Here is a 25,397-nt window from a genome sequence, read left to right on the forward strand (position 1 = left end):
TCGAATAAATTTCTAATATTGGGACAGTGTAGCGCGCTCCTTCGCAGTTGCAACGAATTTCCACAGCAAAGCCCGTTTCCTCAATAAGTTAGGGAAAGCTGATGTAACTGATGCAATGCGATATGCCTGCTGCGGAAGAGGCTCGCCGCAGCTTTAACCGCCCTGACCCGGCGTCCCGAAGCGATGTTTCAGAAGCGCATATATGGCGATAGGATTGGTCAGCAGATACCGTTTTCCAAGCCGCTTCGGCTCGAGCATCGCCCGGTAGAGCCATTCCAGCCCCATATCCTGCATCCACTGCGGCGCCCGGCTGTTCTTGCCGGCGAGGAAATCGAAAAGGCCGCCGCAGGTCTTGATCACGGCAACGCCGGAAAGCCTGTCCAGATTGCGCGAGACGAAACGCTGCTCCAGCGGTATGCCGAAGCCGACCCAGAGAATATCCGTTTTCGACGCGGCGATATCGGCGAGGATCGCTTCTTCCTCGGCCCGGCTGAAATAACCGTTGCGCCGTCCCGAAAATACGAGACGCGGATATAGCGTCTGCATTTCTTCCACAGCCGCGCGGTTCACCTCTTCCGAACCGCCGAGGAAATAAAACCGGCTGCCCGTTTCTTCGGCGCGCCTGGCGACCGCGTGCACCAGGTCGGTCGTCGCGACCCGTTCCCTCAGCGCCTGCCGGCAGAACTTGCGGGAGAAGATCACCAGCGACATGCCATCGGCGTGAATCTGGTCCGCCTGCCGCAGCATGGCGTCGAATTCCCGGTCGTGATGGCAGAGCGCAATGACCTGGCCGTTCGCCGAGGTCGAATAAAACGGTCTTGCACCGGCCACGCGCTCGCTCGTCGCGCGCAGAATGAAATCCTGCGCCGTTTCATCGATGGTCGCGTCAGTGATGGGCAACGCCGCAAGGGGAATGACCGGCCAGACCTGGCCTGGCGTTCCCACATCCGGCATCTCTCTCCCTGTCATGATCTGTCCGGTGTCCAAGATAGGCATCGTTTCATTGTTATGTTCACGCTTATGCATAGGGTATAAGGCTTCAGACACTACGAAGAACTATCATTAATATTTTTATAAATCCCGGTATGTCGCGGGCATTTTACACGCCTGAAGGTTGTGCGCCACTCCTGTCGCCTATTCCGGTTTTCCCGCCGGTGGGGTAAGGGACCACGACATCAAACCACGGAAAGGTCTTCGCCATGGAAACAATCTCGATCGACAATCGCGGCGATTTCGGCCTCTGGGCGATAGAACGGGCAAAGGAAATCGTCGCCAACGAAGCCTCCGATCTGGCCATTTCGGTGCGCGACGGCGACGAGGCGGGCATTCGCGATGCGGGCAATGCGCTGGGCGCCGCCATCGCCGCCGCCCTGCTCGAAGTTTATGATGGCCTTATCTCGGAAGAATAAGCCCGGCAGGCAGGCGCTCCCCGATCAGGCATAACGCGCCGCTGCTTGCGCGTGATCGTCCCGCCGCAGATACCCCCAGAGGCCGAGCGCCACGGCGATCGCCAGACCGAGGAACAGGCCGCCCATGCCGCCGGCGATCAGGAAGGTCAGCTTGCCCGGCGGCCAGCTTCGGGAATTGGGCGCGACCGGCTGCGAAATCACCCGCACATTGGTGGAATCGATCGATTGCTGTTCGGCAAGCTGGCGCGAGCGGGTGAGGTAAGTCTCATAGATCGCCGCCGCCGAGCGGGCGTCGCGATCGAGATCGCGCAGCCGCACCTGCGCCTCATTGTCGGTAAAGACATTGGCCCGCTCCGCCACGGCCTTCAATCTGAGCGCATCGAGCGAGGAACGCGCTTCGGCGACATTGATCTTGGCCGCCTGCAGGATGCGCCGCGCCTCGTCCGCCATGCCGCGTTCCAGCATCGCCCGCTCCGCCCCTGCGGTTGCGAGACGCGGATGACGGGCGCCATAGGTCAGCGTCATCGCGCCGATCTGCTGTTGCAGCGTGCTGTATTGGGCGCGGATGGTGTTCATCGTCTGGCTGTCGAAAATGGCGTCGCTTTGTGTGCGGTTCTGGGCAATCGCCGCCTCCATCTGCTTCAGGCGGGATTCCTCCTGAATGAGCCGCTGCTGCGTCGCAAGCACCTGCGCGTTCAATTCGCCGGAGGCGAGATTGCTGACGAGCTGGCCATTATTTTCCTGCAGTCCGTTCTCGCGGCGGAAATCGGCCACGCGCTTTTCGGCGGCGGTGACATTCTCGCGCATTTCCTCGAGCCGCTTCTTGAGATCGTCGACGACACGCTGGCTGCTGTCGGAGTTTGTCTGGAACAGCTCGCTTTCGAATGCCTTCACGATGGCCTTTGACACGGTCACGGATTTCTCCGCGTCATTGGTCCAGACCGAAAGCGTGACCACGAAGGAGCGCGGATCGCGTTCCGCCGCCACCCGGTCGCCGAGCGAGCGAAGCGCGCCGACGCGGTTGTCATCATCATCAGGTTTCGATGAGAACATCGCCTTCAGCCGGGCAAGCGGCGGCGGGCTGATGAATTCGGGGTCCTGATCGAGCTTCAACTCGTCCACCACCCGCGCCAGCACGTTGCGCGAGGTGATGGTGCGCAGCTTGCTTTCCACCTCGAGGATCTGCGTGTCCCGCTGCTGATTGGGCGAAAACACCCCGTCATTGACGACATTCAGGTTGGAGGGATTAACGACGATATCCGTATAGGCCTTGTAGCGCGGCGGCGTCATATAGGCGTAGGTGAGTGCGCCGGCGACGCAGAGAATAATCGCCAGCACGATCCAGACGATGCCCCGGCGAAGCCAGAGGATGACGTCATCCACACCGATCCTGTCGATATATTTCAGGCCCGGCAGCGCGGCAGCCAGACTACCGCTTGGCGAAACCGCCTTCATCGGTGTCTCGGCCGCAGCAGGCTCGGCGGCGGTCGCCGCCGGTTTGGGCTCAAGATGCTCCTTCAGCACCGTGCGCTCGAAAACCTCGTCCTCATCCACCAGATCGTCCAGCAGGGAACCATGAGTTCTCGCGGCAGGCGCCGTTTTTTCATCGAGCGGACGTGCCTGCTTATGTCCCGCCTTTTGAAGCCTGTACATCAGCCAATCCAACTCGAACGAACCACAAAAAGGCCGGCAACAGAGGATTCCCATCGTCGCCAGAGCCGCTATCGACGGACAAGTTTAAATATGACGGGTGAATTTTAGGTTACCCGCATTCGTTCCCGCCATCATCGCCTATTCGCGGCCACGTTGAAAGGGATGATTGACTTGAATGGATCGACACGGTTCTTTCAACCGTTATATTTTTACATTATCCATTTGCCCCTCAAAGATTTTATCGAAACGGAGTTTGCGATGAGCCTGAAATTCGGAACGAGCGGTCTTCGCGGCCTCTCCGTCGATCTGAAAGGAAAAGCCTCCGCCGTCTATGCCACGGCATTTGCAAGGCACCTTCTCACATCGGGCCAGGCAAAGGCGGGCGATCCCATTCTCGTCGGCCGCGATTTTCGCGATTCGAGCCCGGATGTTTCCGCCACCTGCATCGCCGCGCTGAAAAAAGCCGGCCTGACCCCGTTCGATTGCGGCACGGTGCCGACACCGGCGCTGGCGCTTTACGGCCTGTCGCTGAAGGCGGGCGCGCTGATGATCACCGGCTCGCATATCCCGGCCGACCGCAACGGCATCAAGTTCTACCGCCCGGATGGCGAAATCGACAAGCAGGACGAGACGGCGATCGCAGCCCTCGCGGCCGAAATCGAGGCGGAAGGCATCAGCGACGAGGCCGCGACCGCGACCGCCGAAGACCATTCCGCCACCGCAGCCGAACTTTTCTACGAGCGCAACATCGCGCTGCTGCCGGAAAAGGCGCTCTCCGGCCTCAAGATCGGCGTTTACCAGCACAGCACCGTGGCGCGCGATCTCTTTGTCGATGTTCTCGCCCATTATGGTGCGGAAGTCGTTCCGCTCGGCCGCTCCGAAACCTTCATCCCCGTCGATACCGAGGCGGTCTCGCCGGAAACGCTGGCCCTTCTCAAGAAATGGTCGCCGGAGCACGGTCTCGACGCCATCGTTTCCGCCGATGGCGACGGCGACCGTCCCCTGCTGACCGATGAAAACGGCGTGCCGCTGCGCGGCGACCTCATCGGCCTCATCACCGCCAATTTCCTCGGCGCCGGCGTGGTCGTCACCCCCGTCACCTCCAATTCCGGCATCGAGGGGAGCGGCTCCTTCGACGTCATCCGTACCAAAGTCGGCTCACCCTTCGTCATCGCGGGCATGGCTGAGGCGCTCGCCGCCGGCAAGAACGGCGTCATGGGCTTCGAGGCCAATGGCGGCCTGCTGACGGCGTCTGCCTTCACCTTGAACGGCAGGGCGCTTTCGCCCCTGCCGACGCGTGACAGCTTCCTGCCCATCCTCGCCGTGCTGCTTCTCTCGGCAGAACAGAAAAAACCGCTGTCGCAGATCGCCGCCGCCTATAACCTGCCGGTCGCCGCCGCCGACCGTCTGGAAAATTTCGCGCAGGAAAAAAGCGCCGCCCTGATGACACATCTGCGCGCCTCGCGGAACAATCTCGACGCCTTCCTCGCACCGGTCGGCACCGTGAAGGCGCTGAGCGACATCGACGGCCTGCGCGTGGCGCTGACCGACGGCAGCACCATCCATTTCCGCCCTTCCGGCAATGCTCCCGAAATGCGCTGCTACGTCGAAGCGGTCAATCAGGATGAGGCCGAAACGCTTTTGAACAAGGGGCTCGATCTCATCCGTAATTTCGGGTGAGAGTGGATGCCGCATACGCGATGGTGTAAGCTGCGCGCATGAGAAGAATGGACGCAATCATGAAACTCAAGCGACACGCCCATGCAGTGAAAAGCATGGGCGTGACGTCGCTTTATCTTTTTGGTTCGACGGCCCGCGATGAAGCCCTTGCCTCAAGCGATCTGGACATCTTCATCGACTATGATCCGAGCCGCCGTTTCTCGTTGCTCGATCTCGTCGGTATCAAGCAGTTTCTGGAAGAAGAATTGGCCGTGGAAGTCGACGTGACGACACGCAACAGCCTGCACCCGTCGCTCCGGAATGACATCGAGCAATCCGCAGTACGGATATTTTGATGACCAGACGCAGGGTCGGGCGGGTTCCGACTTTATCTGGTTGTGAGTCTATAATGTCGCCAATGATTTCGCATTGAGTACCTCAACATCGCCTCTTCCGTCATTCCGGCCTTGCGCCGGAATCCAGCCGACGCACGTCTGTGCGGCGAGAGAGTCTTTTCAGCCCAAAGACTTGGGCTGGCTGGATTCCGGCACAAGGCCGGAATGACGGAAAATCTCGTGTCGCAAATGTCGCACCCCGCCATTGCCCTGTTGCTCTTCCCGCTTCGCAGAGCGATAAGGACCGCAGGGTCGAAGGAGGCGGACGATGAGCGGCGAGACCATTACCCTTTATGAAGCGATCGGTGGCGATGCGACCGTCAGGGCGCTGACCCGGCGCTTCTACGAATTGATGGATACCCTGCCGGAGGCCGCGCGCTGCCGCGCCATCCATCCCGCCGATCTTTCCGGCAGCGAGGCGAAGTTTTACGATTATCTGACGGGATATCTTGGCGGACCGCCCGTTTATGTCGAGAAACACGGCCATCCGATGTTGCGGCGACGCCATTTCGTCGCCCCCATCGGCCCCGCCGAGCGGGATGAATGGCTGCTCTGCTTCCGCCGCGCCATGGACGAGACGATCGAGAACGTGAAGCTGCGCGACATCATCTGGGCGCCGGTCGAGCGGTTGGCCTTTCACATGCAGAACCAGGAGGCAGACAGCCAATGACCATGCAGAGCGCGACCATCGCAAGCCTGCCCCGCGCAAGATTGCGGGCCTTCATTCTGTTGCTGGGCGGCCTTTTGGGCGCTGCCGGCGTCATGCTTGCCGCCGCCGCCACCCATACCGGCGAAACCTATATGCTCGGCAATGCCTCGGCCATGGCGCTGGCGCATGCGCCGGTGCTGGTGGCGCTGCATATCGGCGCGGATCGCATCAGAACTGCCATTCCGGCGGGCCTGATCCTCGGCCTCGGCACCGCAGTCTTTGTCGGCGATCTCGTCACCAGGCATTTTTCCGGCCACAGCCTGTTTCCCTATGCTGCGCCCACCGGCGGCCTCGGCATGATCGTCGGGTGGCTGGTGCTGTGCGCGGGAGCGTTTCTGAAGCCGAAAGTTTGATTTTTTAGATAACCCGCGTTTTGACGCATATTGCGTGCGGCGCTTACCTCGCACTCGGCGTCATCCTCGCCCCCTGAGGCGAGAATCCATGGACCACGGAAATTGTGGATCTTCGGGATAAGCCCGATGATGACGGAGGAGAGGCTTCAGCCCCTGCGCCGCGTCCAGCGAAACGACAGGATATTGCGGCCCTCTTCGGCCGCCGCGCCAATCTCGAAGGACGGCGTTTCACCGGGTTGGCGGGTCCGCAAATAGGGAAAGGTCACGACATTCCCGCCGCTTATGGCAAGGCGGTTGCGCCTTTCGCGTTCACCGATGATTTCATAGATGTCCGTCAGCGCCGGATCGGCAGCCTGCTCGGCCATCTTGTGCAGTTCCACACGGCAGGCCTCTGCCACCGCTGGATTTTCATCATGGAAATTATTGCGCTCGTCGCTCATCGCTGGAGGTCCGTTCATTCATCGTCTGCAGCGCCCGCTCCAGACTGGATTTGCTGCCATTGCGCAGCGGAATGAACGTCTTGCCGAATTTCTTGCAACCCGACTTCACCCGCAGACACGCATCGTGGCTGATACAGTCGATCGGGCAGAAAACGCAGTCGACGGAAGGAAGCACGGTATCGATGCGGGAAACGGCCTCACGCAGGCCGCCATCGTGATGAATGAGCTCGGCACCGAAATTGCTGGCGATCTGGCGAAGATGCGCAACCTGACAGTCACGGCCGCCGACATAAAGAAAGCTTTTCGGACCGGAAAGCTGCTGTTCGGCCACATCCCGCTCGGTCTGGGGAGCGCCCTTGCCCTGCTTGCCGCCACGTTCGGCCTTCTTCTTTTCCTTGCGCGCCATTCCCTCACCTGCCGGTTGATTTTTCATGCCCCGATATCCGGCGCCATGAGCGGCTCCTTTGATCAGGATGCCGGCACCATAATAAAGATGAGTTTTGGAGTAAAGTATAAAGATGATAATTTTCCTCATGTTTTGACATAAAGAATCGATCACATATTCGCGAGAACGGTCCCGTTCAGCCGTTTATCCGCAATCCGCCCATAAAAAGCTGCTCCAGATGCCGGGCTGCATCCTCAAAACGGCCCTCACCGCCATTCTTCTCACCCAGCACCGCCCGCACCTGCACATCGAAATCCGCATAATGCTGCGTGGTCGACCAGATCGAAAAAATAAGGTGATAGGGATCGCATTTTGCCATCCGCCCGGCCTTCACCCAGGCACGGATCACCTCGGCCTTTTCATCCACCAGTTGTTTCAGCGGCCCTTTCAGCTCGTCCTCGATATGCGGCGCGCCCTGCAGGATTTCATTGGCGAACAGGCGGCTCTCACGCGGGAAATCGCGCGACATCTCCAGCTTGCGGCGAATATAGGAGCGGATTTCGCTTTCGGGATTGCCCTCCGCGTCGAAAGCGCGCAACGGGTCGAGCCATGTGTCCAGCACCCGCTCGATGAGCGCGCGATGCATCGCCTCCTTGGTGCGGAAATAATAAAGCACGTTCGGTTTCGACATGCCGGCAGCCTCGGCAATCTGGTCGATGGTGGAACCGCGAAACCCGTTTGTGGAAAAAACACTGAGCGCAGCTTCAAGAATCGCTTCCTGCTTTTCTTCCTGAATGCGGGTCCGCTTCTGTGTTTTCGCTGCTCGCGGTATGGCCATTCTCAGCTCTCTGTTTCTTTTCAATGCAATTGCCGCTACAGTATGCTTAAAAAATAATCGACGCGTACAGTTTAGGCAAAATTAGTGCGATTCGTCACGAAATTCCCTTGCTGACATCGCTGCGAATTTGCAATGTTTACCAGCCGGTCAATTTATCCCCCATCGCCATCTTTAGGCAATGGCTGTTATCTTAACCGGCAAAAAAGGGAACGGCACAAGCTTTGCATTGATAAAAACAAAACAGGTGAGGACGACACTGCATGACGGCGGGTAAGAACTTGACGGTCAATGGCGACCGTCTGTGGGACAGTCTGATGGATATGGCGAAGATCGGCCCCGGCATTGCCGGCGGCAATAATCGCCGCACGCTGACGGATGAGGATGCGGAAGGCCGAAGCCTGTTCCAGCGCTGGTGCGAGGCGGCAGGCCTGACGATGGGCGTCGACCGCATGGGCACCATGTTCGCCACCCGCCCCGGCGAGGACCCGGATGCGCTTCCCGTCTATATTGGCAGCCATCTCGACACCCAGCCGACCGGCGGCAAGTTCGATGGCGTGCTCGGCGTATTGGCCGGGCTGGAGGTGGTGCGCAGCCTGAATGACTTGAACATCAAAACCAAACACCCGATCACCGTCACCAACTGGTCGAATGAAGAAGGCGCGCGCTTTGCGCCGGCCATGCTGGCCTCCGGCGTCTTCGCCGGCATTCACGATCTCGATTATGCCTATGGCCGCACCGATACCGACGGCAAGACTTATGGCGAAGAACTGAAACGCATCGGCTGGCTGGGCGAGGAAGAGGTGGGCGCGCGCAAAATGCACGCCTATTTCGAATATCACATCGAACAGGGGCCGATTCTGGAGGCGGAAGGCAAACAGATCGGCGTCGTCACCCATTGCCAGGGCCTGTGTTGGCTGGAGGTGACGCTGACCGGCAAGGAAGCCCATACCGGCTCCACGCCGATGGCCATGCGCGTCAATGCCGGCCTTGCCGCCGCCCGTATTCTCGAAAAGGTGCAGGAAGTGGCGATGGCCCACCAGCCGGGCGCTGTCGCCGGCGTCGGCCAGATGATCTTCACGCCCAATTCCCGTAACGTGCTGCCCGGCAAGGTGGTCTTCACCATCGACCTTAGAACCCCCTCGCAGGCGAAACTCGACAGCATGCGCACCATCTTCGAACGCGAGGTGCCACAGATCGCCGCAGAACTCGGCGTCGGCTGCTCGATCGAAGCCATCGGCCATTTCGATCCCGTCAGCTTCGATCCCGTGCTGGTCGGCCGCGTGCGCTCCGCTGCCGAAAGACTGGGCTACAGCCACATGGACATCATTTCCGGCGCCGGCCATGACGCCTGCTGGACCGCAAGGGTCGCCCCCTCCACAATGATCTTCTGCCCCTGCGTGGACGGGCTTTCCCACAACGAAGCGGAAGAGATTTCGCCGGAATGGGCGGCCGCCGGCTGCGATGTGCTGCTGCATGCGGTGCTGGAGACTGCGGAGATCGTGGAATGATCGCGCCCACGATGCCAGGCCCCCTCATCCGGCCCTTCGGGCCACCTTCTCCCCGGCGGGGAGAAGAAGCACGCGGCAACGCCCTCACCCCTACCACCGGCGTCATAAAAATCTGCGACGGTGCCTCCCATTTCTTCTCCCCGCCGGGGAGAAGGTGGCCCGAAGGGCCGGATGAGGGGGCAACGGTCATGGTCGATCACACGGATAAAAAAGCATCAAAACGCCATTCGGGCAAAACCACGCAAGCCCGAAAACTCCGCCGCGACGAGACTTTCCTGCCCGATCATCCCGACCGTTATTCGCCAGTCCTCGTTACCGGGAACATGCACCAATGACCGCCACCATCATCAAAAACGGCACCATCGTCACCGCCGACCTCACCTACAAGGCCGATGTGAAAATCGAAGGCGGCAAGATCACCGAGATCGGACCCGACCTGACCGGCGGCACGGTGCTGGACGCGACGGGATGTTACGTCGTGCCCGGCGGCATCGATCCGCACGTGCATCTGGAAATGCCCTTCATGGGCACCTATTCCGCCGATGATTTCGAGAGCGGCACGCGGGCGGCCCTTGCCGGCGGCACCACTATGGTGGTGGATTTCTGCCTGCCGGAACCCGGCCAGTCGCTTCTGGACGCCCTGCAACGCTGGGACAACAAAGCGACGCGCGCCAATTGCGATTATTCCTTCCACATGGCCGTCACCTGGTGGGGCGAGCAGGTCTTCGACGAGATGAAGACGGTGGTGCGGGAAAAGGGCATCAATTCCTTCAAGCACTTCATGGCCTATAAGGGCGCGCTGATGGTGAATGACGACGAGATGTTCGCCTCCTTCTCGCGCTGCGCCGAACTGGGCGCCATTCCCTTCGTGCATGCGGAAAACGGCGATATCGTCGCGCAGATGCAGGAAAAACTGATGGCGGAAGGCAATGTCGGGCCGGAGGCGCATGCCTATTCCCGACCGCCCTCCGTGGAAGGCGAGGCCACCAACCGCGCCATCATCATCGCCGATATGGCGGGCGCCCCGCTCTATGTCGTCCACACCTCCTGCGAGCAGGCGCATGAAGCGATCCGCCGCGCCCGGCAAAACGGCATGCGGGTCTATGGCGAACCGCTGATCCAGCACCTGATCCTCGACGAGAGCGAATATGCCAATGTCGACTGGGATCACGCCGCCCGCCGCGTGATGTCGCCGCCCTTCCGCAACCGGCAGCATCAGGACAGCCTCTGGGCGGGTCTCGCCTCCGGCTCGCTGCAATGCGTGGCGACCGACCATTGCGCCTTCACCACCGAGCAGAAACGCTTCGGCCTCGGCGATTTCCGCAAGATTCCGAACGGCACCGGCGGGCTGGAAGATCGCATGCCGCTGCTCTGGACCCATGGCGTGGCGACTGGCCGGCTGACGATGAACGAATTCGTCGCCGTCACCTCCACAAACATCGCCAAGATCCTCAATATCTATCCGAGAAAAGGCGCGATCCTCGTCGGCAGCGATGCCGATATCGTCGTCTGGGATCCGGCGCTGGAAAAGACCATCCGCGCGGCAAACCAGCAATCGGCCATCGATTACAACGTGTTCGAAGGGCAGAAGGTGAAGGGCCTGCCGCGCTACACCCTGTCGCGCGGCCTCGTCAGCATCGAGGAGGCCACCATCGAAACGCAGCCGGGCCACGGTCAGTTCATCGCCCGCGATGCCTATCCCGCCGTCAGCCGGGCGCTCTCCACCTGGAAGGAACTCGTCGCGCCGCGCAAGGTGGAGCGCAGCGGCATTCCGGCATCGGGTGTATGACCGTGAGCGCCGGGCCGAAACGCGAAATCGTCATCGCCGCAGCCGTTCTCCTCAATGAGCGACGGCAGATGCTGGTCGTGCGCAAGCGCGGCACCACGCAATTCATGCAACCGGGTGGCAAGATCGATCCGGGCGAAACGCCGGAACAGGCGCTTCACCGCGAACTGGCCGAGGAAATCGGCCTGACGCTGCCGAAGAATGCGGCCCGTTATGAGGGCGTCTTCCGCGAGGAAGCCGCCAATGAAACCGGCGCCGACGTCGTCGCCCATGCATTTATCGCGAGGCTTTATACGGATGTCGCCCCGCAGGCGGAGATAGAGGAAGTGCGCTGGCTCGATCTCGACCGCGACCCGGACGTGATGATCGCCAAGCTTACGGAAACCCAGATGCTGCCGCTGGCGCGCGCAGCGCTCACGGAAAGCGACAATCAGCCAAGATGAACCAGGCCTCTCCCTATTCCGTCGTTTCCGCCAGAAAACTGGGCCTCACCTTCGAAACGGGGGATGGCCCGGTCCACGCCCTGTCGAATGTCGATCTGGATGTGGGAAAAGGTGACTTCGTCTCCTTCATCGGCCCTTCCGGCTGCGGCAAGACCACCTTCCTGCGGGTCATCGCCGATCTTGAAAAACACACGTCAGGCGAGATCACCGTGAACGGCACGACGCCGGAAAACGCCCGCAAGGACCGCTCCTACGGTTACGTCTTCCAGGCCGCCGCACTTTATCCCTGGCGCAGCATCGAAAAGAACATCGCCCTGCCGCTTGAAATCATGGGCTATGGCAAGGCCGAACAGCGCGAACGCATCGAGCGCACGCTCGATCTCGTCAACCTCACCGGTTTCGGCAAGAAATATCCCTGGCAGCTTTCCGGCGGCATGCAGCAGCGCGCCTCCATCGCCCGCGCACTCGCCTTCGATGCCGACCTGCTGCTGATGGACGAGCCCTTCGGCGCGCTGGACGAGATCGTGCGCGATCATCTGAACGAACAGCTGCTGAAGCTCTGGGATGCGACCGGCAAGACCATCTGTTTCGTCACCCATTCCATTCCCGAAGCGGTCTATCTCTCGACCAAGATCGTCGTCATGTCGCCGCGGCCGGGGCGGGTGACGGATGTGATCACATCCACCCTGCCGCGGGAAAGGCCACTGGAGATTCGCGAGACGCCGGAATTTCTGGCGATTGCGCACCGCGTGCGTGAGGGGTTGAAGGCGGGGCATGGCTATGAAGGGTGAGGTCAGCGCCAGGAATACCCCCCTCTGCCCTGCCGGGCATCTCCCCCTCAAGGGGGGAGATCGGCAAGCGGCACAACCACCGCTTCATTCGCAAACAATGAGATGGGCGAGACCCAACCACGAGTCGATCTCCCCCCTTGAGGGGGAGATGTCCGGCAGGACAGAGGGGGGTAAGCGTCACTCTCAGAGCACGCGTAACCCCCACCCTCGGAGGACACCGCAATGACCCTCCTCCGCCACCGCATCCTCCCCATCCTCACCGTCCTTCTCGCCATCCTCATCCTCTGGCACCTCGCCGTCGTCTATCTCAACATGCCCTTCGCCCGCGACCAGGCCACCCGCGCGGGCGAGACGCCGGGTTTCCTCGAACTCCTGCCGCAAACCTTCGCCCAGGAACGCCCGGTCCTCCCCGCCCCTCACCAGATCGCCGCGGAACTCTGGGACACCACCGTCAACAAGGCCATCACCTCCAAGCGCAGCCTGATCTACCACGCCGGCATCACGCTTTCGGCCACCCTGCTCGGTTTCGCCATCGGCGCCGTCCTCGGCATCCTGCTTGCCGTCGCCATCATCCATAACCGCGCCATGGATCGCTCCGTCATGCCGTGGATCATCGCCAGCCAGACGATCCCCATCCTCGCCATCGCGCCGATGATCATCGTCGTTTTGAACTCCATCGGCATTTCCGGGCTTCTGCCCAAGGCGCTGATTTCCACCTACCTCTCCTTTTTCCCCATCGTCGTCGGAATGGTGAAGGGCCTCAGAAGCCCGGAAACCCTCCAGCTCGACCTGATGCACACCTATAATGCCTCATCGGCGCAGATATTCTGGAAGCTGCGCTGGCCTTCGGCACTGCCCTATCTCTTCACCTCGCTGAAGATCGCCATTGCCATCGCGCTGGTCGGCGCCATCGTCGGGGAATTGCCGACAGGCGCGGTCGCCGGGCTCGGCGCGCGGCTTCTCTCCGGCTCCTATTATGGCCAGACGGTGCAGATATGGGCAGCGCTGTTCATGGCCGCCGGTGTCGCGGCCCTGCTGGTGTCGATCATCGGCATTGCGCACGCCGCCGTGCTGAAAAGAATGGGAACACGGCCATGACGAACCCCTTCTGGTTTATCGGCGCGATCCTGTTCTGGCTTGCCGCCTGGGCTTTCAATGAATGGCTGGTGCGGCGCAACTTCACCTCCTCCTCGGGAAAGCGCATCAGCCGCATCGCCGTGCCTCTCCTCTTCGGCCTCGCCCTTCTGGTCCTCTGGGAAGGCGTCGTGCGCGGCTTTTCCGTGCCGCCCATCCTGCTGCCGGCCCCCAGCGCCATTCTCGCGCGCCTTCTCGGCTCGCTGCCGATCCTCTGGGCGGATTTCCGCCAGACCTTCCTCAAATCGGTGCTGACCGGTTATGTGCTCGGCTGCGGCCTCGGTTTCCTCGTCGCCATCCTCATCGACCGTTCGCCCTTCCTGCAGCGCGGGCTCTTGCCCATCGGCAATTTCGTCTCCGCCCTTCCGGTCGTCGGCATCGCACCGATCATGGTCATGTGGTTCGGTTTCGACTGGCAATCGAAAGTCGCCGTCGTCGTCATCATGACCTTCTTCCCCATGCTGGTGAATACGGTGCAGGGGCTTGCCGCTTCCAGCCACATGGAGCGCGACCTGATGCGCACCTATGCCGCCGGCTGGTGGCAGACATTGGTGAAGCTGCGCCTGCCGGCCGCCTGGCCCTTCATCTTCAATGCGCTGAAGATCAATTCCACGCTCGCCCTGATCGGCGCCATCGTCGCGGAGTTTTTCGGCACGCCCATCGTCGGCATGGGTTTCCGCATTTCGGCGGAAATGGGCCGCAGCAATGTCGATATGGTCTGGGCCGAGATCGCCGTGGCGGCGCTCGCAGGTTCGGGCTTTTACGGTCTTGTGGCGCTCGCGGAGCGTGCCGTCACCTTCTGGCATCCGTCCGTCCGTGGGGGACGAACGTAAATAACGAAAAAGGGAACAGCGATGAAAATGAAACTTGCATCCATGCTTCTTGCCGGCGCGTCAGTCCTGACCGCATTCGGAGCCCAGGCCGCCGATAAGATCACCCTCCAGCTGAAATGGGTCACCCAGGCGCAATTCGCCGGTTATTACGTCGCCAAGGACAAGGGTTTCTACGAAGCCGAAGGCCTCGATGTCGATATCAAGCCCGGCGGCCCGGATATCGCCCCCGCGCAGGTTCTGGCCGGCGGCGGTGCTGACGTCATTGTCGACTGGATGCCGTCCGCCCTTGCGACGCGCGAAAAGGGCGTGCCGCTTGTCAACATCGCCCAGCCGTTCAAATCGTCAGGCATGATGCTGACCTGCCTGAAAGAAACCGGCATCACCAAGCCGGAAGATTTCAAGGGCAAGACGCTCGGCGTCTGGTTCTTCGGCAATGAATATCCGTTTCTGTCGTGGATGGCGCACCTGAAAATCCCGACCACCGGCGGCGCGGATGGCGTGACCGTTCTGAAACAGGGCTTCAACGTCGACCCGCTTTTGCAGAAACAGGCCGCCTGCATTTCCACCATGACCTATAATGAATATTGGCAGGTCATCGATGCCGGCATCAAGCCGGAGGAACTCGTCACCTTCAAATACGAGGCCGAAGGCGTGGCGACGCTGGAGGACGGGCTTTACGTTCTCGAAGACAAGCTCAAGGATGCCAAGTTCAAGGAGGACATGGTCAAATTCGTCCGCGCTTCCATGAAGGGCTGGAAGTGGGCGGAAGAAAACCCGGACGATGCCGCCGGTATCGTTCTCGAAAACGACGCCTCCGGCGCCCAGACCGAAAAGCACCAGAAGCGCATGATGGGCGAAGTGGCCAAGCTCACCGCCGGCTCGAAGGGCGCGCTCGACAAGGCGGATTACGAACGCACGGTGAAGACCCTGCTCGGCGGCGGCTCCGATCCTGTGATCACCAAGGAACCGACAGGCGCCTATACTACGGAGATTACCGACGCGGCGCTGAAATAATCTGGGGCGGGAAGATAAGATCGCGCGGCGATGACCGCGCGATCTTGGTGAACGGCAACCTCTCCTCCGTCATCCTCGGGCTTGACCCGAGGATCCACCGGCGTTTTGATTGTGGTGATGTGCCTGGACCCTCAGGACAAGCCCGAGGATGACGGCGTATTGGGCGTTCTCAGAATTCCAGACCGCCTCACGTGGTGGTAACCCATTTGACGAATTACAATATCCCGACCTATACAAAAATGTATATCAACCATCGCAGCTATGCGGATTGATTTGCACGGCAACAAGAATTACAGTCCCGCCCACAAGACTGCCAAATTTGATCTTGTAAAAAAAGCACAAGGCAAAGGTGCTTGAGATTCGCGTTGAGGGGCGTTTGAATCGGGAGGATCGAAAAGGAAGTATTGTGATCCCTTGTTTCACATTCGCCATCGCATGACCTTTTAAGATACGGCCCCGGGCCTTCAGGACATGTGAGCGGATATTGCGCGAGCCAAGACACATGCAGCATAAAGTCACGTTTAACCGCTTTGTAGTCCTTCTTCTTTCCGCAACGGTGCTCCCTCTTTCCGCAGCAGCCGAGGGAGAGGCGCAGGCACCGGTCAAACAGCAGAACCTGCCTTCCATCATCGTTGCCCATGCCGCAAAACGCGATCTCGTGGACCGCATCATCGCGACGGGCACCATCCGCCCCGTGGACGAAATCTACGTCCAGCCGCTGGTCGACGGCCTGTCGATCGATACGCTGAACGTCGATATCGGCGACAGGGTCGAAGCAAACGCGATCCTTGCCGTCCTCTCCTCGGACAGTCTGATCCTCCAGAAAAGCCAGCTTGAGGCCAACAAGGCCAAGGCGCAGGCTGCCGTCGCACAGGCCAAGGCACAGGTCCTGGAAGCGGAGGCAAGCGCCAATGACGCGAACCGCCAGCGCGACCGTGCCGCAAAGCTCGGCCAGAGCGGCTCCGGCTCCGTCTCGCAGGTGGAGCAGACCCAGGCGCAGGCCGAAGTGGCCGCCGCCAAGCTCAACGCCGCCCGTCAGGCCGTTTCCGCCGGCGAGGCCGATATCAAGGTGGTTGACGCGCAGATTGACGACATCGACCTGAAGCTGACGCGCACCGGCGTGAAAACCCCGGTCGCCGGCATCGTTTCCGCCAAGAACGCCAAGGTCGGCGCAATCGCCAGCGGCTCCGGCAACCCGCTTTTCACCGTCATCAAGGACGGCGCGATCGAACTTGTCGCCGATCTGTCCGAGACCGATATCCAGAAGGTCAAGGCCGGCCAGAAAGCCTATTTGACGGTTGCCGGCGGAGCTGAGAAAATAGAGGGCAAGGTGCGCCTCGTTTCGCCCACCGTCGATCCGACGACGCGCCTCGGCTCCGTGCATGTGGTGCTGCCGGAAAACAGCCCGGCGCGCTCGGGCATGTATGCCAGCGCGGCGATCATCGTCGAGGAGACGAATGCGCTCGCTTTGCCGCTGTCGGCCGTTACCTCCGGGCGTGAAGGCTCGACCACCCGCAGGGTGGAAGGCGACGTCGTCAAGCAGGTGAAGATCGAGACCGGCATAGAAGACAGTGGTTTCATCGAGATTGTCAGCGGTCTTGCCGCTGGAGACAAGGTTGTCGAGAAGGCTGGGGCATTCGTGCGTGATGGTGACCGGATTAAACCGGTGGAAGCCCAGACGGCTGCGTCCAACTGACTGAGGGATTGAAATGAACTTTTCCGCATGGTCAATCCGTAATCCGATTGCGCCGCTGCTCGGCTTCGCGCTTTTGATGATCCTCGGCATGCAGGCGTTTAACACCCTGCCGATCACCCGTTTTCCGAATATCGACGTTCCCGTCGTAGCCGTCACGGTGACCCAGAGCGGCGCTTCGCCCTCCGAGCTGGAAATGCAGGTGACGAAGGAGATCGAGGACGCCGTTGCCGCCATCAGCGGCGTCGACGAAATCCAGTCCACCGTGGTCGACGGCCAGTCGACGACGACGGTCGTCTTCCGCATCGAAAAGCCGACGGAAGAGGCGGTTCAGGACACCAAGGACGCCATCGACAAGATCCGCAGCGATCTGCCCGCCGATATCGAAGTGCCCGTCGTCAGCAAGATCGACGTCGAGGGACAGGCGATCCAGACCTTTGCCGTCTCCTCGCCCAACATGACGCTGGAAGAACTGTCCTGGTTCGTGGATGACACAATCAAGCGTTCGCTGCAGGGCCAGTCCGGCATCGGCAAGGTCGACCGTTACGGCGGCGCCGACCGCGAGGTCCGCGTGTCGCTGAGCCCCGAAAAGCTCGACGCCTATGGCATCACCGCCACCGAAGTGAACAGCCAGCTGCGCGGCACCAACATCGATCTCGGTTCCGGCCGCGGCCAGGTGGGCGGCAACGAGCAGACGATCCGCACGCTCGGCGACACGCGCGATGTGAGCCAGCTTGCCAACACCACGATCGCGCTTTCCAACGGCCGTTTCGTCAAGCTTTCCGAGCTCGGCACCGTCACCGACACCTATCAGGAACAGAAGTCCTTCTCGCGTTTCAACGGCAACCCCGCCGTCACCTTCGCGGTGTTCCGCTCCAAGGGCGCCAGCGAGGTCTCCGTCGCCGAAACCGTGGCGGCAAGCCTCGATGAGGTGCGCAAGAATCATCCTGACGTCTCGATCGAAATGGTCGATGACGCCGTCTACTTCACCTATGGCAACTACAAGGCGGCGCTCGACACGCTGATCGAAGGCGCAATCCTCGCCGTCATCGTGGTCCTGCTCTTCCTGCGCAACTGGCGCGCAACCCTGATTGCCGCAGTTGCCCTGCCGCTTTCCGCGATCCCGACCTTCTGGATCATGGATATCATGGGCTTCTCGCTCAACCTCGTCAGCTTTCTCGCCTTGACGCTCGCCACGGGTATTCTCGTCGACGACGCCATCGTGGAAATCGAGAACATTGCCCGCCACATCAAGATGGGCAAGACGCCTTATCGCGCGGCACTCGAAGCGGCGGATGAAATCGGCCTCGCGGTCATCGCCACCAGCTTCACCATCATCGCGGTCTTCGTGCCCGTCTCGTTCATGCCCGGCATTCCCGGCCAGTACTTCATCCAGTTCGGCCTCACCGTCGCCTTCTCGGTGTTCTTCTCGCTGGCGGTGGCCCGCCTCATCACGCCGTTGATGGCGGCCTATCTGATGCGCGCCGAAGATGCGATGGACGATCACCACGACAATGACAGCCGGTTGATGAAGGCCTATACGCGCATGGTCACCGCCACCACCCGCAAGTGGTGGGCGCGGTATCTGACGCTGCTCGGCGCCATCGGCTTTCTCGTCGCTTCCGTCATTCTGCTCGCCGGCGTTCCGGGCAGCTTCCTGCCGCCGGATGATGCCTCGCGCGTCACGCTTTCGGTGGAACTGCCGCCCAATGCGACGCTCGACGAAACCGACCGCACGACGACCCAGATTTATCATGCGCTGCGTGACATCAACGGCGTGGAAAGCGTCTTCATCCTCGGCGGCGCTTCGCCGAAGGGCGACCTGGAGCTTCGCCGCGCCACCGTCAACGTCATCCTGCAGCACATCGACCATTCGCTGCTCAAGCTGGTGGTCAACAAGGGTCTCGGTTCCATTCCGCTCATCGGCCAATATCTGCCGAAGGTGGAGGAGAAGGGCCGCATACGTCCGCAATGGGATGTGGAACGGGATATTTTCGCGCAGGTGCGCGGCATCCCCGATGTCCGCATCATCAAGCTCAACGACCGCGCGGAACGCGAGCTCTCCTTCAACTTCCTCTCGACCAACGAGAAGGATCTGAACGACGCCGTCGGCATTCTCGAAAGCCGCCTGCGCGCCTCGCCCATCCTCGCCAATGTCAGCTCGGAAGGCGCTCTGCCGCGTCCCGAACTGCAAATCCGCCCGCGCAAGGATGAAATCGCCCGCCTCGGCATCACGCCGCAGCAGATTTCGCAGACCGTGCGTGTCGCCACCATCGGCGATATCGACGCGCAGCTGACGAAGATCTCGCTGGACGACCGGCAGATCCCGATCCGCGTGCAGGCATCGCTCGATACCCGCCGCGATCTCGCCACCATCCGCGCGCTGAAGATCAAGACCGCCTCCGGGTCGCTGGTGCCGCTCTACAGCGTCGCCGATATCGACTATTCGGAAGGTCCAAGCTCGATCAAGCGCAACGACCGCAACCGCGTCGTCTCCATCGGCTCCGACGTGCCCTTCGGCACGGCGCTCGATACCTCGACGGCCGAGTTCAAGCGCATCGTGTCGGAAACCGAACTGCCGGCAAGCGTCCGCCTTGCCGAAAGCGGTGACGCCAAGGTGCAGGGCGAAATGCAGCAGGGCTTCGTCAACGCCATGCTGCTCGGCCTGATGCTGGTGCTGGTCGTGCTCATCCTGCTGTTCAAGGATGTCATCCAGCCCTTCACCATCCTGTTCTCGCTGCCGCTCGCCATCGGCGGCGTGGCGGTCGCGCTCATCATCACGCAGAACGCGCTCTCCATGCCCGTTCTCATCGGCATCCTGATGTTGATGGGCATCGTGACGAAGAACGCCATCCTCTTGGTGGATTTCGCCATCGAAATGCGCCGTCACGGCATGGAACGGGTGCATGCCATGGTGGAGGCCGGCCGCAAGCGCGCCCGCCCGATCATCATGACCTCGATTGCCATGTCGGCGGGCATGTTGCCCTCCGCACTCGGCGTCGGCGAAGGCGGTTCGTTCCGCGCGCCGATGGCGATTGCGGTGATCGGCGGTATCATCGTCTCGACGGTGCTGTCGCTCATCGTGGTGCCGGCCTTCTTCCTGATCATGGACGACCTGTCGCGCCTGCTCGCCCACCTCTTCGGCCGCTTCGTCGGCAAGAAGGAAGAGGAGGAAGAGGCTCTCTCCAACGAGAAGCTCTCGGAAATCGCCCGCGAAAACAGCCTGGCGCTCTCCTCGCTGGAGGCGCGCGTCGCCAGCATGGAAAAGGGCACCGGCGACAAGGCCAGCGACAAGGGCAGCAATATATTACGACTGCCGCCGCTCGCTGCGGAGTGAGAATTCCAGATATTAAGATTGAAACGCCGGGACTTGTACCCGGCGTTTCTTTTGCGCGGATGCTTTAGAGCAAAGCGTCGCGGCTGATTTCTTCTCCCCGCCGGGGAGAAGGTGGCCCGAAGGGTCGGATGAGGGGGCGCCCTCTCCGCATATTTCTACCCTCGCCCCCTCATCCCGCTGCCGCGACCTTCTCCCCGGCGGGGAGAAGAACAATGCCGCCCTCGCTCGCTCCACATCCCCTCATGCTCGCGCTCTGGAGCATGCATAGCCTCGCCGCACTCGCTCGCTTCCCCAAATGACAACGTCAAATCCTGTTTGATCGAAATCAATTCGCTTTTCAGGTGAACTGCTAGTCTCCCTCGCATCGGGAATTGCCGGTCGAGGAAAAATGCGATGAGTTCTTTGCAGATAGGCGTGAGGGAGAAGGAACTTCCCCGGTTTCGTGTCGCTTCGGACAGCCCGGCAAAAGGTTTGAGCGGGAGCCGAATGGACGTGAACAAGACCGTGAAGCTGAGCAACAGGGACAGGAACATTCTGCTGCGCGCACCCCTGATCGGGGTTGCCGACGACGCGGCAGCGCTGAAGCTGATGGAGGCGGCGACCATCACCACTGTCAACGCCCGCCATGTGCTCTTCAAGGAAGGCGAAGCGGCGCAGCATTTTTATTGCGTTCTGTCGGGTTATGTCCGCCTTTACCGGCTGGACAGGCATGGGCGCGAGGCGGATGTACGCGTCAGCGGCCCCGGCGATACCTTCAACGAATGCCTGATCTTCGGCAGCGATACCTATCGTTACAGCGCACAGGCGGCGGAAAGCTGCACCGTGGCGCGTTTCGAACTCGCAAGAATCCGAACCCTGATCGATCAGGAGCCGGCAATCGCCAAGGCCGTCATGCGCTGCCTTTCCAACAGCCTGCTGGCGACCATGGACTGCATCGCCAACGACCGGCTGCAGACGGCACCGCAGCGCGTCGCCCATTACCTCATCAATCAGGGCCCGCGGGATGCGACATCCTTTTCGTTGCGGCTGCCGTTCCAGAAAAGCCTGCTGGCCGGCAAGCTCGGCCTTGCGCCGGAAGCTTTATCACGCGCCTTCTCGGCACTGAAGAAGTCGGGTGTGACGGTGCGCGGCCGTATCGTGCAGGTCAATGACGTCGCGGCATTGAAGCAGATCTGAAAACACCGGGAGAGGACGAAGGGCGGGATGCCAGCCGGCAGCCCGCCCTTCTGCATGCCCGAAAACGGAAAATCAGCCCGGCTGCGGCACGAAACGGAAGCTATCGCCCTGCCGCTCGATATGGAAAAATCCGCCAAGATGGCCGCCGGACACCAGCCAGCCATGATCGGCCGCCTCTGCCAGCGCCGCAAGACGGGTGGCATAAGCAAGTTCGGAATCGATATCGTAAACGAAAGCGATGTCGGGATCGGCCGCCTGCAATGCACTCACATGCAGCACATCACCCCACAATAACAGCCGCTTATCGCCGTTGCCGATGAGATAACCGGCATGCCCCGGCGTATGGCCGGGCATGGCGATCGCCTCGATATCCTCGGCAACCGTTCCCATGGGGATCGGCCGCAACATGGCACCGCAAATATCGAGCAGCCGCGCCGCAAGATCGAAACCGCCCTGCCGGGCGGGCGGCAATGTCTTTCGCGCCTCCGCGCTGGAGAAGAAGGCAAGATCGGCCTCGGGCACCCATATCTCCGCATTGGGAAAATAAGGCCGGTCGCCATCGATGAGACCCAGCGCATGGTCGCCGTGAATATGGGTGAGGATGACACGGCTGACACCCTCAGGCTGAATACCGGCGGCAATCATCGCCGGGCGGGCATGGCCATAGGCAGCACCCCAGGCCGTGCCGCAACCGGCATCGATCAGCCACACGCCATCGGGCCCGGAAAGCGCAAAACAATTGACATCCATGTCGACCGTCTCGCCCTCGAGCCCGGCAAGAACCGTAGCCAGCACATCCGCGCCCTGCCGGTGAATGAGATGGCCGACCGGCGCCTTGTAGACACCATCGATGAACCGGGACACGGCATAACGGCCAAAACGCAGCGGTGCATTCATGGCTCAGAGACCGCCCTGCTCTTTCAGGAAACCGACGATACGATCCACGCCATCGCCGCGTTTCATATCGGTGAAAACGAACGGCATGGCATTGCGCATCCGCGTCGCATCGCTGTCCATCACGGTCAGATCCGCGCCGACATACGGGGCGAGGTCCTTCTTGTTGATGACCAGCAGGTCGGAGCGGGTGATGCCCGGCCCGCCCTTGCGCGGAATTTCCTCGCCCTGGCAGACGGAAATCACATAGATGGTGATATCGGCAAGATCGGGCGAAAAGGTCGCGGCGAGATTATCGCCACCGGATTCGATGAAGACCACGTCGAGATCGGGAAACCGCGCATTAAGCCCGGCAATCGCCTGCAGATTGATCGTCGCATCCTCGCGGATGGCGGTATGCGGGCAACCGCCCGTCTCGACACCGACGATGCGCTCTGATGGCAGCGCCTGCATGCGCACCAGCGCCTCGGCATCTTCCTTGGTATAGATATCATTGGTGACGACCGCGACGGAATAATCGGCGCTCATCGCCTTGCAGAGCTTTTCCGTCAGCGCCGTCTTGCCGGAACCCACCGGCCCGCCAATGCCGACGCGCAGCGGACCATTACCCGATTTCATCACTCTGTTCCCTTCATCATGCTTTGGTATTTCCTACCGTAAAGCCTTGGACCAACGCTTCAAGAAGAAGCAAGAACCGTGCCGCCAGTTTCTTCTCCCCGCCGGGGGAGAAGGTGGCCCGAAGGGTCGGATGAGGGGGCAACGCCAGCGATAGACCGCACCCTCGCCCCCTTCATCCCGCTGCCGCGGACTTCTCCCCGGCGGGGAGAAGAAACACGGAGCGCCCGCTCGCTTCATCGATCTTTATTGGGCCGCCGTCAGGAGCGGAAAAGCCGCGTGCCCTGTGTTTCGTGACGCATCGCCGCCGTATCGGCGATGATCGTGGCGCTGCCGAGGTCATCGAGCGTGGATAATGCCGCCCGTGCAGCAATCTCCGCGACCACCGCCTCGCTTGCGGCCAGAATGGCAACACCATCCTTTTGCCCGGCGACGCCAAGACGGATGCCGGCCGAAACGATCTGCGAAACACCGGCATGCAGAAAGGCCGCAAGCGTCTCGCGCAGCGGCACTCCATGTCCGGCAGCCACAGCGCCTATGGCGACGGGATAGGGAGCCTCCTTCGGCAATAGCTCGAGAACCGTATGCGGCCATACCCCGGCGGCGGAAACGAAGGCATCTCCCAGAAGCACGGTCTCGCGATAACGTTCCGCCGAACCGGCCAGCGCGCGGCCGAGATCGGCCGTTTCGCTCAGCGCAACGGCATCTTTCGCGTTTCGCCAGGCATGCGCCAGAAACACCGCATCGTTCCACAGGCTGCCATGGCGCAGAAGCGTTTCCACCCAGCCGTGAAGCCCCGCGGCATCGCGCACGCGCCTGTCCTCCACCGCCTTTTCCAGCCCGCCGGAATAGGAAAAGCCGCCGACCGGAAAGGCAGGCGACAGCCAGGCCATCAGCCGCAGCAGCGCGGCAACGCCGCTTTCCGCGCTCACGCCTCAGCCATGGTCATGATGGTGGTGGCCATGCCCGTGATCGTGACCATGGGAATGGCCGCCATGGGCGTGATAGGCGCCGCGTGCCGGCTGGAAAGGTTCTTCCACATCCCGCACCGTGGCGCCAAGGCCTTCCAGCATGGCGCGAATGACGTGGTCGCGCAGGATGAGAATGCGCTCTTCCTCGATCTGCGCCGAAAGATGCCGATTGCCCAGATGCCAGGCAAGCTCGATCAGGTGAAGCCGATCCTTGGCCTTGATTTCGAACAGCTTTTCATCCGCCGCACGCACCTCGATCAGATCGCCGTTTTCCACCACCAGCAGATCGCCATGGGCAAACAGCACGGCTTCCTTCAGGTCCAGCATCACCATCTCGTCATTCTGCAGATGCAACAGCTTGCGGCGCAGATGCCGCTGGTCATGCGCCAGCGTGACGTAACCGGAGGGCTCGTCGCCGGGGGTTCCGGCCGGGTGATAGGAGGTGACGCGCAGCATGGGATGATCCGTTTCAGAAACAGTCTTGGGAAGGTGATTTTTGACGGATAGCGGGGATGATTTCAAGGCGCGATTTCTAGGCATGTGCGTGCCTAAACGACAAAGCCCGGCATCACTGCCGGGCTGACCATAATAACAAACCATCCTAACTCTCAACGTCATCCTCGGGCTCGACCCGAGGATCCAAGCCACAGGCGCCTATGGATCCTCGCCTCAAGGGCGAGGATGACGGAGGGAAATATCCCCGTCCCATCAGGTACCGGGCTTGCGCCGGGATTCTGGTGGGCAACACTTACGCCGCAGCGCGTGCCTTGAGGTTTTCGAGAATGTTCTGCGGCGAGGAAACGCCGTAGGGGTCGGACTCGCAATTGTCGGAATAACCCTCTTCCTCGAACCACTGCTCCACCAGACCGTCATTGATGACGGCGGCGTAACGCCAGGAGCGCATGCCGAAACCGAGATTGTCCTTGGCGACCAGCATGCCCATCTTGCGGGTGAACTCACCCGAACCGTCAGGAATGACCTTGACGTTTTCGAGGTTCTGGCCCTTGGCCCAGGCATTCATGACGAAGGCATCGTTGACCGACAGGCAATAGATCTCATCGACGCCGAGCGCGCGAAATTCGCCCGCCAGCTTTTCGAAATCAGGCAGCTGATAGGTCGAGCAGGTCGGCGTGAAAGCGCCGGGCAGCGAAAACAGCACGACCTTTTTGCCCTTGAAATAATCGTCGGAGGTCATGTCCTGCCAACGGAACGGGTTGGGGCCACCAACGGCCTCGTCACGAACGCGCGTGCGGAAGGTAACGGCGGGCACTTTTTTGCCGAGCATGTCTTGTCTCCTGTTCTGGCGTTTTACGCGGATCGCTTGGGATCGATCCACGCGGAATTCTTTTGCCGTTTCCATA

General features: G+C 61.1%; 25 protein-coding genes and 1 pseudogene. 16 read left to right on the plus strand and 10 right to left on the minus strand.

Translation table 11 applies throughout. From position 1 onward, the window contains the following. Positions 1–153: 153 nt before the first annotated feature. Entirely contained in the window at positions 154–954 is an 801-nt protein-coding gene (gene uppL, locus ACIQUH_RS23200) for a polysaccharide biosynthesis UDP-hexose transferase UppL (RefSeq protein WP_400819664.1), read from the minus strand. A gap of 245 nt (positions 955–1,199) precedes the next feature. Here uppL and ACIQUH_RS23205 point away from each other — a divergent pair, with 245 nt between their 5' ends. Next, complete coding sequence (locus ACIQUH_RS23205; protein WP_003509414.1) at positions 1,200–1,409, plus strand: hypothetical protein; 210 nt, start codon at positions 1,200–1,202, stop codon at positions 1,407–1,409. A 24-nt stretch (positions 1,410–1,433) separates the two neighbouring features. Here ACIQUH_RS23205 and uppM read toward each other — a convergent pair whose 3' ends face one another. After that, on the minus strand, positions 1,434–3,062 hold the full coding sequence (gene uppM, locus ACIQUH_RS23210) for a polysaccharide biosynthesis protein UppM (protein ID WP_400819488.1): 1,629 nt from the start codon (positions 3,060–3,062) through the stop codon (positions 1,434–1,436). Between the two features lie 258 nt (positions 3,063–3,320). Here uppM and uppO point away from each other — a divergent pair, with 258 nt between their 5' ends. The 4 genes from uppO (at position 3,321) to ACIQUH_RS23230 (ending at position 6,178) form a co-directional block, all read left to right on the plus strand. Beyond that, positions 3,321–4,742: a polysaccharide biosynthesis phosphomannomutase UppO gene (gene uppO, locus ACIQUH_RS23215; RefSeq protein WP_400819490.1), complete on the plus strand. Its 1,422-nt coding sequence runs from the start codon at positions 3,321–3,323 to the stop codon at positions 4,740–4,742. A 38-nt stretch (positions 4,743–4,780) separates the two neighbouring features. Beyond that, positions 4,781–5,077: a nucleotidyltransferase family protein gene (locus ACIQUH_RS23220; protein WP_400819493.1), complete on the plus strand. Its 297-nt coding sequence runs from the start codon at positions 4,781–4,783 to the stop codon at positions 5,075–5,077. 307 nt (positions 5,078–5,384) lie between these two features. Beyond that, entirely contained in the window at positions 5,385–5,786 is a 402-nt protein-coding gene (locus tag ACIQUH_RS23225; protein WP_400819495.1) for a globin, read from the plus strand. Continuing rightward, on the plus strand, positions 5,783–6,178 hold the full coding sequence (locus ACIQUH_RS23230; protein WP_400819497.1) for a DUF423 domain-containing protein: 396 nt from the start codon (positions 5,783–5,785) through the stop codon (positions 6,176–6,178). Before ACIQUH_RS23225 ends, ACIQUH_RS23230 begins: the two co-directional genes overlap by 4 nt. 146 nt (positions 6,179–6,324) lie before the next feature. On the opposite strand, the gene ACIQUH_RS23235 is transcribed toward ACIQUH_RS23230, so the two are convergent. The 3 genes and pseudogenes from ACIQUH_RS23235 to rutR form a co-directional block, all read right to left on the minus strand. Beyond that, a complete protein-coding gene (locus ACIQUH_RS23235; RefSeq protein WP_400819499.1) occupies positions 6,325–6,618 on the minus strand; it encodes a hypothetical protein in 294 nt (97 codons plus the stop codon). Then, positions 6,599–6,922 (minus strand): annotated as a pseudogene (locus ACIQUH_RS23240) (DUF2325 domain-containing protein); the annotation flags it as partial. The gene ACIQUH_RS23235 and the pseudogene ACIQUH_RS23240, both read right to left, overlap by 20 nt. 277 nt (positions 6,923–7,199) lie before the next feature. After that, positions 7,200–7,841 (minus strand): HTH-type transcriptional regulator RutR, encoded by a 642-nt coding sequence (rutR, locus tag ACIQUH_RS23245; RefSeq protein WP_003520582.1) that lies wholly within the window; start codon positions 7,839–7,841, stop codon positions 7,200–7,202. A 260-nt stretch (positions 7,842–8,101) separates the two neighbouring features. Here rutR and ACIQUH_RS23250 point away from each other — a divergent pair, with 260 nt between their 5' ends. The 11 genes from ACIQUH_RS23250 to ACIQUH_RS23300 all read left to right on the plus strand — a co-directional run bounded on the left by ACIQUH_RS23250 (position 8,102) and on the right by ACIQUH_RS23300 (position 21,556). Next, positions 8,102–9,349, plus strand: coding sequence for a Zn-dependent hydrolase (locus ACIQUH_RS23250; protein ID WP_400819501.1), 1,248 nt, complete (start codon positions 8,102–8,104; stop codon positions 9,347–9,349). Continuing rightward, positions 9,346–9,684 (plus strand): hypothetical protein, encoded by a 339-nt coding sequence (locus ACIQUH_RS23255; RefSeq protein WP_400819504.1) that lies wholly within the window; start codon positions 9,346–9,348, stop codon positions 9,682–9,684. The genes ACIQUH_RS23250 and ACIQUH_RS23255 overlap by 4 nt, the downstream gene beginning before the upstream one ends. Further along, positions 9,681–11,138 carry a dihydropyrimidinase gene (hydA, locus tag ACIQUH_RS23260; protein WP_400819507.1) on the plus strand — a complete coding sequence of 486 codons (1,458 nt, stop codon included), beginning with the start codon at positions 9,681–9,683 and terminating at the stop codon, positions 11,136–11,138. Before ACIQUH_RS23255 ends, hydA begins: the two co-directional genes overlap by 4 nt. Continuing rightward, positions 11,135–11,578, plus strand: a complete 444-nt coding sequence (locus ACIQUH_RS23265) for an NUDIX domain-containing protein (RefSeq protein WP_400819509.1) — start codon at positions 11,135–11,137, stop codon at positions 11,576–11,578. The genes hydA and ACIQUH_RS23265 overlap by 4 nt, the downstream gene beginning before the upstream one ends. After that, positions 11,575–12,369 (plus strand): ABC transporter ATP-binding protein, encoded by a 795-nt coding sequence (locus ACIQUH_RS23270; RefSeq protein ID WP_400819511.1) that lies wholly within the window; start codon positions 11,575–11,577, stop codon positions 12,367–12,369. Before ACIQUH_RS23265 ends, ACIQUH_RS23270 begins: the two co-directional genes overlap by 4 nt. A gap of 222 nt (positions 12,370–12,591) precedes the next feature. Beyond that, positions 12,592–13,467 carry an ABC transporter permease gene (locus tag ACIQUH_RS23275; protein ID WP_400819513.1) on the plus strand — a complete coding sequence of 292 codons (876 nt, stop codon included), beginning with the start codon at positions 12,592–12,594 and terminating at the stop codon, positions 13,465–13,467. After that, positions 13,464–14,336 (plus strand): ABC transporter permease, encoded by an 873-nt coding sequence (locus tag ACIQUH_RS23280; RefSeq protein WP_400819516.1) that lies wholly within the window; start codon positions 13,464–13,466, stop codon positions 14,334–14,336. The genes ACIQUH_RS23275 and ACIQUH_RS23280 overlap by 4 nt, the downstream gene beginning before the upstream one ends. A 21-nt stretch (positions 14,337–14,357) precedes the next feature. After that, complete coding sequence (locus ACIQUH_RS23285; RefSeq protein ID WP_400819518.1) at positions 14,358–15,350, plus strand: ABC transporter substrate-binding protein; 993 nt, start codon at positions 14,358–14,360, stop codon at positions 15,348–15,350. A 502-nt stretch (positions 15,351–15,852) separates the two neighbouring features. Next, positions 15,853–17,046, plus strand: a complete 1,194-nt coding sequence (locus tag ACIQUH_RS23290) for an efflux RND transporter periplasmic adaptor subunit (protein WP_400819521.1) — start codon at positions 15,853–15,855, stop codon at positions 17,044–17,046. Between the two features lie 13 nt (positions 17,047–17,059). Continuing rightward, positions 17,060–20,380, plus strand: coding sequence for an efflux RND transporter permease subunit (locus ACIQUH_RS23295; RefSeq protein ID WP_400819523.1), 3,321 nt, complete (start codon positions 17,060–17,062; stop codon positions 20,378–20,380). Between the two features lie 486 nt (positions 20,381–20,866). Further along, positions 20,867–21,556 carry a Crp/Fnr family transcriptional regulator gene (locus tag ACIQUH_RS23300; RefSeq protein WP_400819525.1) on the plus strand — a complete coding sequence of 230 codons (690 nt, stop codon included), beginning with the start codon at positions 20,867–20,869 and terminating at the stop codon, positions 21,554–21,556. 72 nt (positions 21,557–21,628) lie between these two features. On the opposite strand, the gene ACIQUH_RS23305 is transcribed toward ACIQUH_RS23300, so the two are convergent. The 5 genes from ACIQUH_RS23305 to ACIQUH_RS23325 form a co-directional block, all read right to left on the minus strand. After that, the gene (locus ACIQUH_RS23305) at positions 21,629–22,453 is read right to left on the minus strand and encodes an MBL fold metallo-hydrolase (RefSeq protein ID WP_400819527.1); all 825 of its coding nucleotides are present in this window, start codon (positions 22,451–22,453) and stop codon (positions 21,629–21,631) included. Between the two features lie 3 nt (positions 22,454–22,456). Then, positions 22,457–23,068 (minus strand): urease accessory protein UreG, encoded by a 612-nt coding sequence (gene ureG, locus ACIQUH_RS23310; protein WP_003520595.1) that lies wholly within the window; start codon positions 23,066–23,068, stop codon positions 22,457–22,459. Between the two features lie 257 nt (positions 23,069–23,325). Further along, the gene (locus tag ACIQUH_RS23315) at positions 23,326–23,997 is read right to left on the minus strand and encodes an urease accessory protein UreF (RefSeq protein WP_400819530.1); all 672 of its coding nucleotides are present in this window, start codon (positions 23,995–23,997) and stop codon (positions 23,326–23,328) included. 3 nt (positions 23,998–24,000) lie between these two features. Then, complete coding sequence (gene ureE / locus ACIQUH_RS23320) at positions 24,001–24,492, minus strand: urease accessory protein UreE (RefSeq protein WP_173987519.1); 492 nt, start codon at positions 24,490–24,492, stop codon at positions 24,001–24,003. A gap of 292 nt (positions 24,493–24,784) precedes the next feature. Further along, positions 24,785–25,321, minus strand: a complete 537-nt coding sequence (locus tag ACIQUH_RS23325) for a peroxiredoxin (RefSeq protein WP_080824455.1) — start codon at positions 25,319–25,321, stop codon at positions 24,785–24,787. Between the last annotated feature and the right edge of the window lie 76 nt (positions 25,322–25,397).

The organism is Agrobacterium sp. NPDC090283 (assembly GCF_044769685.1).
GTDB lineage: Bacteria > Pseudomonadota > Alphaproteobacteria > Rhizobiales > Rhizobiaceae > Agrobacterium.

What these genes read in the sequence shown, in the direction of transcription:
- ACIQUH_RS23225 (WP_400819495.1), top strand. Translation starts at nt 5,385, where the DNA reads ATGAGCGGCGAGACCATTACCCTTTATGAAGCGATCGGTGGCGATGCG.
- ACIQUH_RS23255 (WP_400819504.1), top strand. Translation starts at nt 9,346, where the DNA reads ATGATCGCGCCCACGATGCCAGGCCCCCTCATCCGGCCCTTCGGGCCA.
- ureG (WP_003520595.1), bottom strand. Translation starts at nt 23,068, where the DNA reads ATGAAATCGGGTAATGGTCCGCTGCGCGTCGGCATTGGCGGGCCGGTG.
- ACIQUH_RS23230 (WP_400819497.1), top strand. Translation starts at nt 5,783, where the DNA reads ATGACCATGCAGAGCGCGACCATCGCAAGCCTGCCCCGCGCAAGATTG.
- ACIQUH_RS23270 (WP_400819511.1), top strand. Translation starts at nt 11,575, where the DNA reads ATGAACCAGGCCTCTCCCTATTCCGTCGTTTCCGCCAGAAAACTGGGC.
- uppO (WP_400819490.1), top strand. Translation starts at nt 3,321, where the DNA reads ATGAGCCTGAAATTCGGAACGAGCGGTCTTCGCGGCCTCTCCGTCGAT.
- ACIQUH_RS23235 (WP_400819499.1), bottom strand. Translation starts at nt 6,618, where the DNA reads ATGAGCGACGAGCGCAATAATTTCCATGATGAAAATCCAGCGGTGGCA.
- ACIQUH_RS23285 (WP_400819518.1), top strand. Translation starts at nt 14,358, where the DNA reads ATGAAAATGAAACTTGCATCCATGCTTCTTGCCGGCGCGTCAGTCCTG.
- hydA (WP_400819507.1), top strand. Translation starts at nt 9,681, where the DNA reads ATGACCGCCACCATCATCAAAAACGGCACCATCGTCACCGCCGACCTC.
- ACIQUH_RS23250 (WP_400819501.1), top strand. Translation starts at nt 8,102, where the DNA reads ATGACGGCGGGTAAGAACTTGACGGTCAATGGCGACCGTCTGTGGGAC.
- ACIQUH_RS23290 (WP_400819521.1), top strand. Translation starts at nt 15,853, where the DNA reads ATGCAGCATAAAGTCACGTTTAACCGCTTTGTAGTCCTTCTTCTTTCC.
- ACIQUH_RS23205 (WP_003509414.1), top strand. Translation starts at nt 1,200, where the DNA reads ATGGAAACAATCTCGATCGACAATCGCGGCGATTTCGGCCTCTGGGCG.
- rutR (WP_003520582.1), bottom strand. Translation starts at nt 7,841, where the DNA reads ATGGCCATACCGCGAGCAGCGAAAACACAGAAGCGGACCCGCATTCAG.
- ACIQUH_RS23220 (WP_400819493.1), top strand. Translation starts at nt 4,781, where the DNA reads ATGAGAAGAATGGACGCAATCATGAAACTCAAGCGACACGCCCATGCA.
- uppM (WP_400819488.1), bottom strand. Translation starts at nt 3,062, where the DNA reads ATGTACAGGCTTCAAAAGGCGGGACATAAGCAGGCACGTCCGCTCGAT.
- ACIQUH_RS23280 (WP_400819516.1), top strand. Translation starts at nt 13,464, where the DNA reads ATGACGAACCCCTTCTGGTTTATCGGCGCGATCCTGTTCTGGCTTGCC.
- ACIQUH_RS23325 (WP_080824455.1), bottom strand. Translation starts at nt 25,321, where the DNA reads ATGCTCGGCAAAAAAGTGCCCGCCGTTACCTTCCGCACGCGCGTTCGT.
- ACIQUH_RS23275 (WP_400819513.1), top strand. Translation starts at nt 12,592, where the DNA reads ATGACCCTCCTCCGCCACCGCATCCTCCCCATCCTCACCGTCCTTCTC.
- ACIQUH_RS23265 (WP_400819509.1), top strand. Translation starts at nt 11,135, where the DNA reads ATGACCGTGAGCGCCGGGCCGAAACGCGAAATCGTCATCGCCGCAGCC.
- ACIQUH_RS23305 (WP_400819527.1), bottom strand. Translation starts at nt 22,453, where the DNA reads ATGAATGCACCGCTGCGTTTTGGCCGTTATGCCGTGTCCCGGTTCATC.
- ACIQUH_RS23300 (WP_400819525.1), top strand. Translation starts at nt 20,867, where the DNA reads ATGGACGTGAACAAGACCGTGAAGCTGAGCAACAGGGACAGGAACATT.
- ACIQUH_RS23295 (WP_400819523.1), top strand. Translation starts at nt 17,060, where the DNA reads ATGAACTTTTCCGCATGGTCAATCCGTAATCCGATTGCGCCGCTGCTC.
- ureE (WP_173987519.1), bottom strand. Translation starts at nt 24,492, where the DNA reads ATGCTGCGCGTCACCTCCTATCACCCGGCCGGAACCCCCGGCGACGAG.
- uppL (WP_400819664.1), bottom strand. Translation starts at nt 954, where the DNA reads ATGCCGGATGTGGGAACGCCAGGCCAGGTCTGGCCGGTCATTCCCCTT.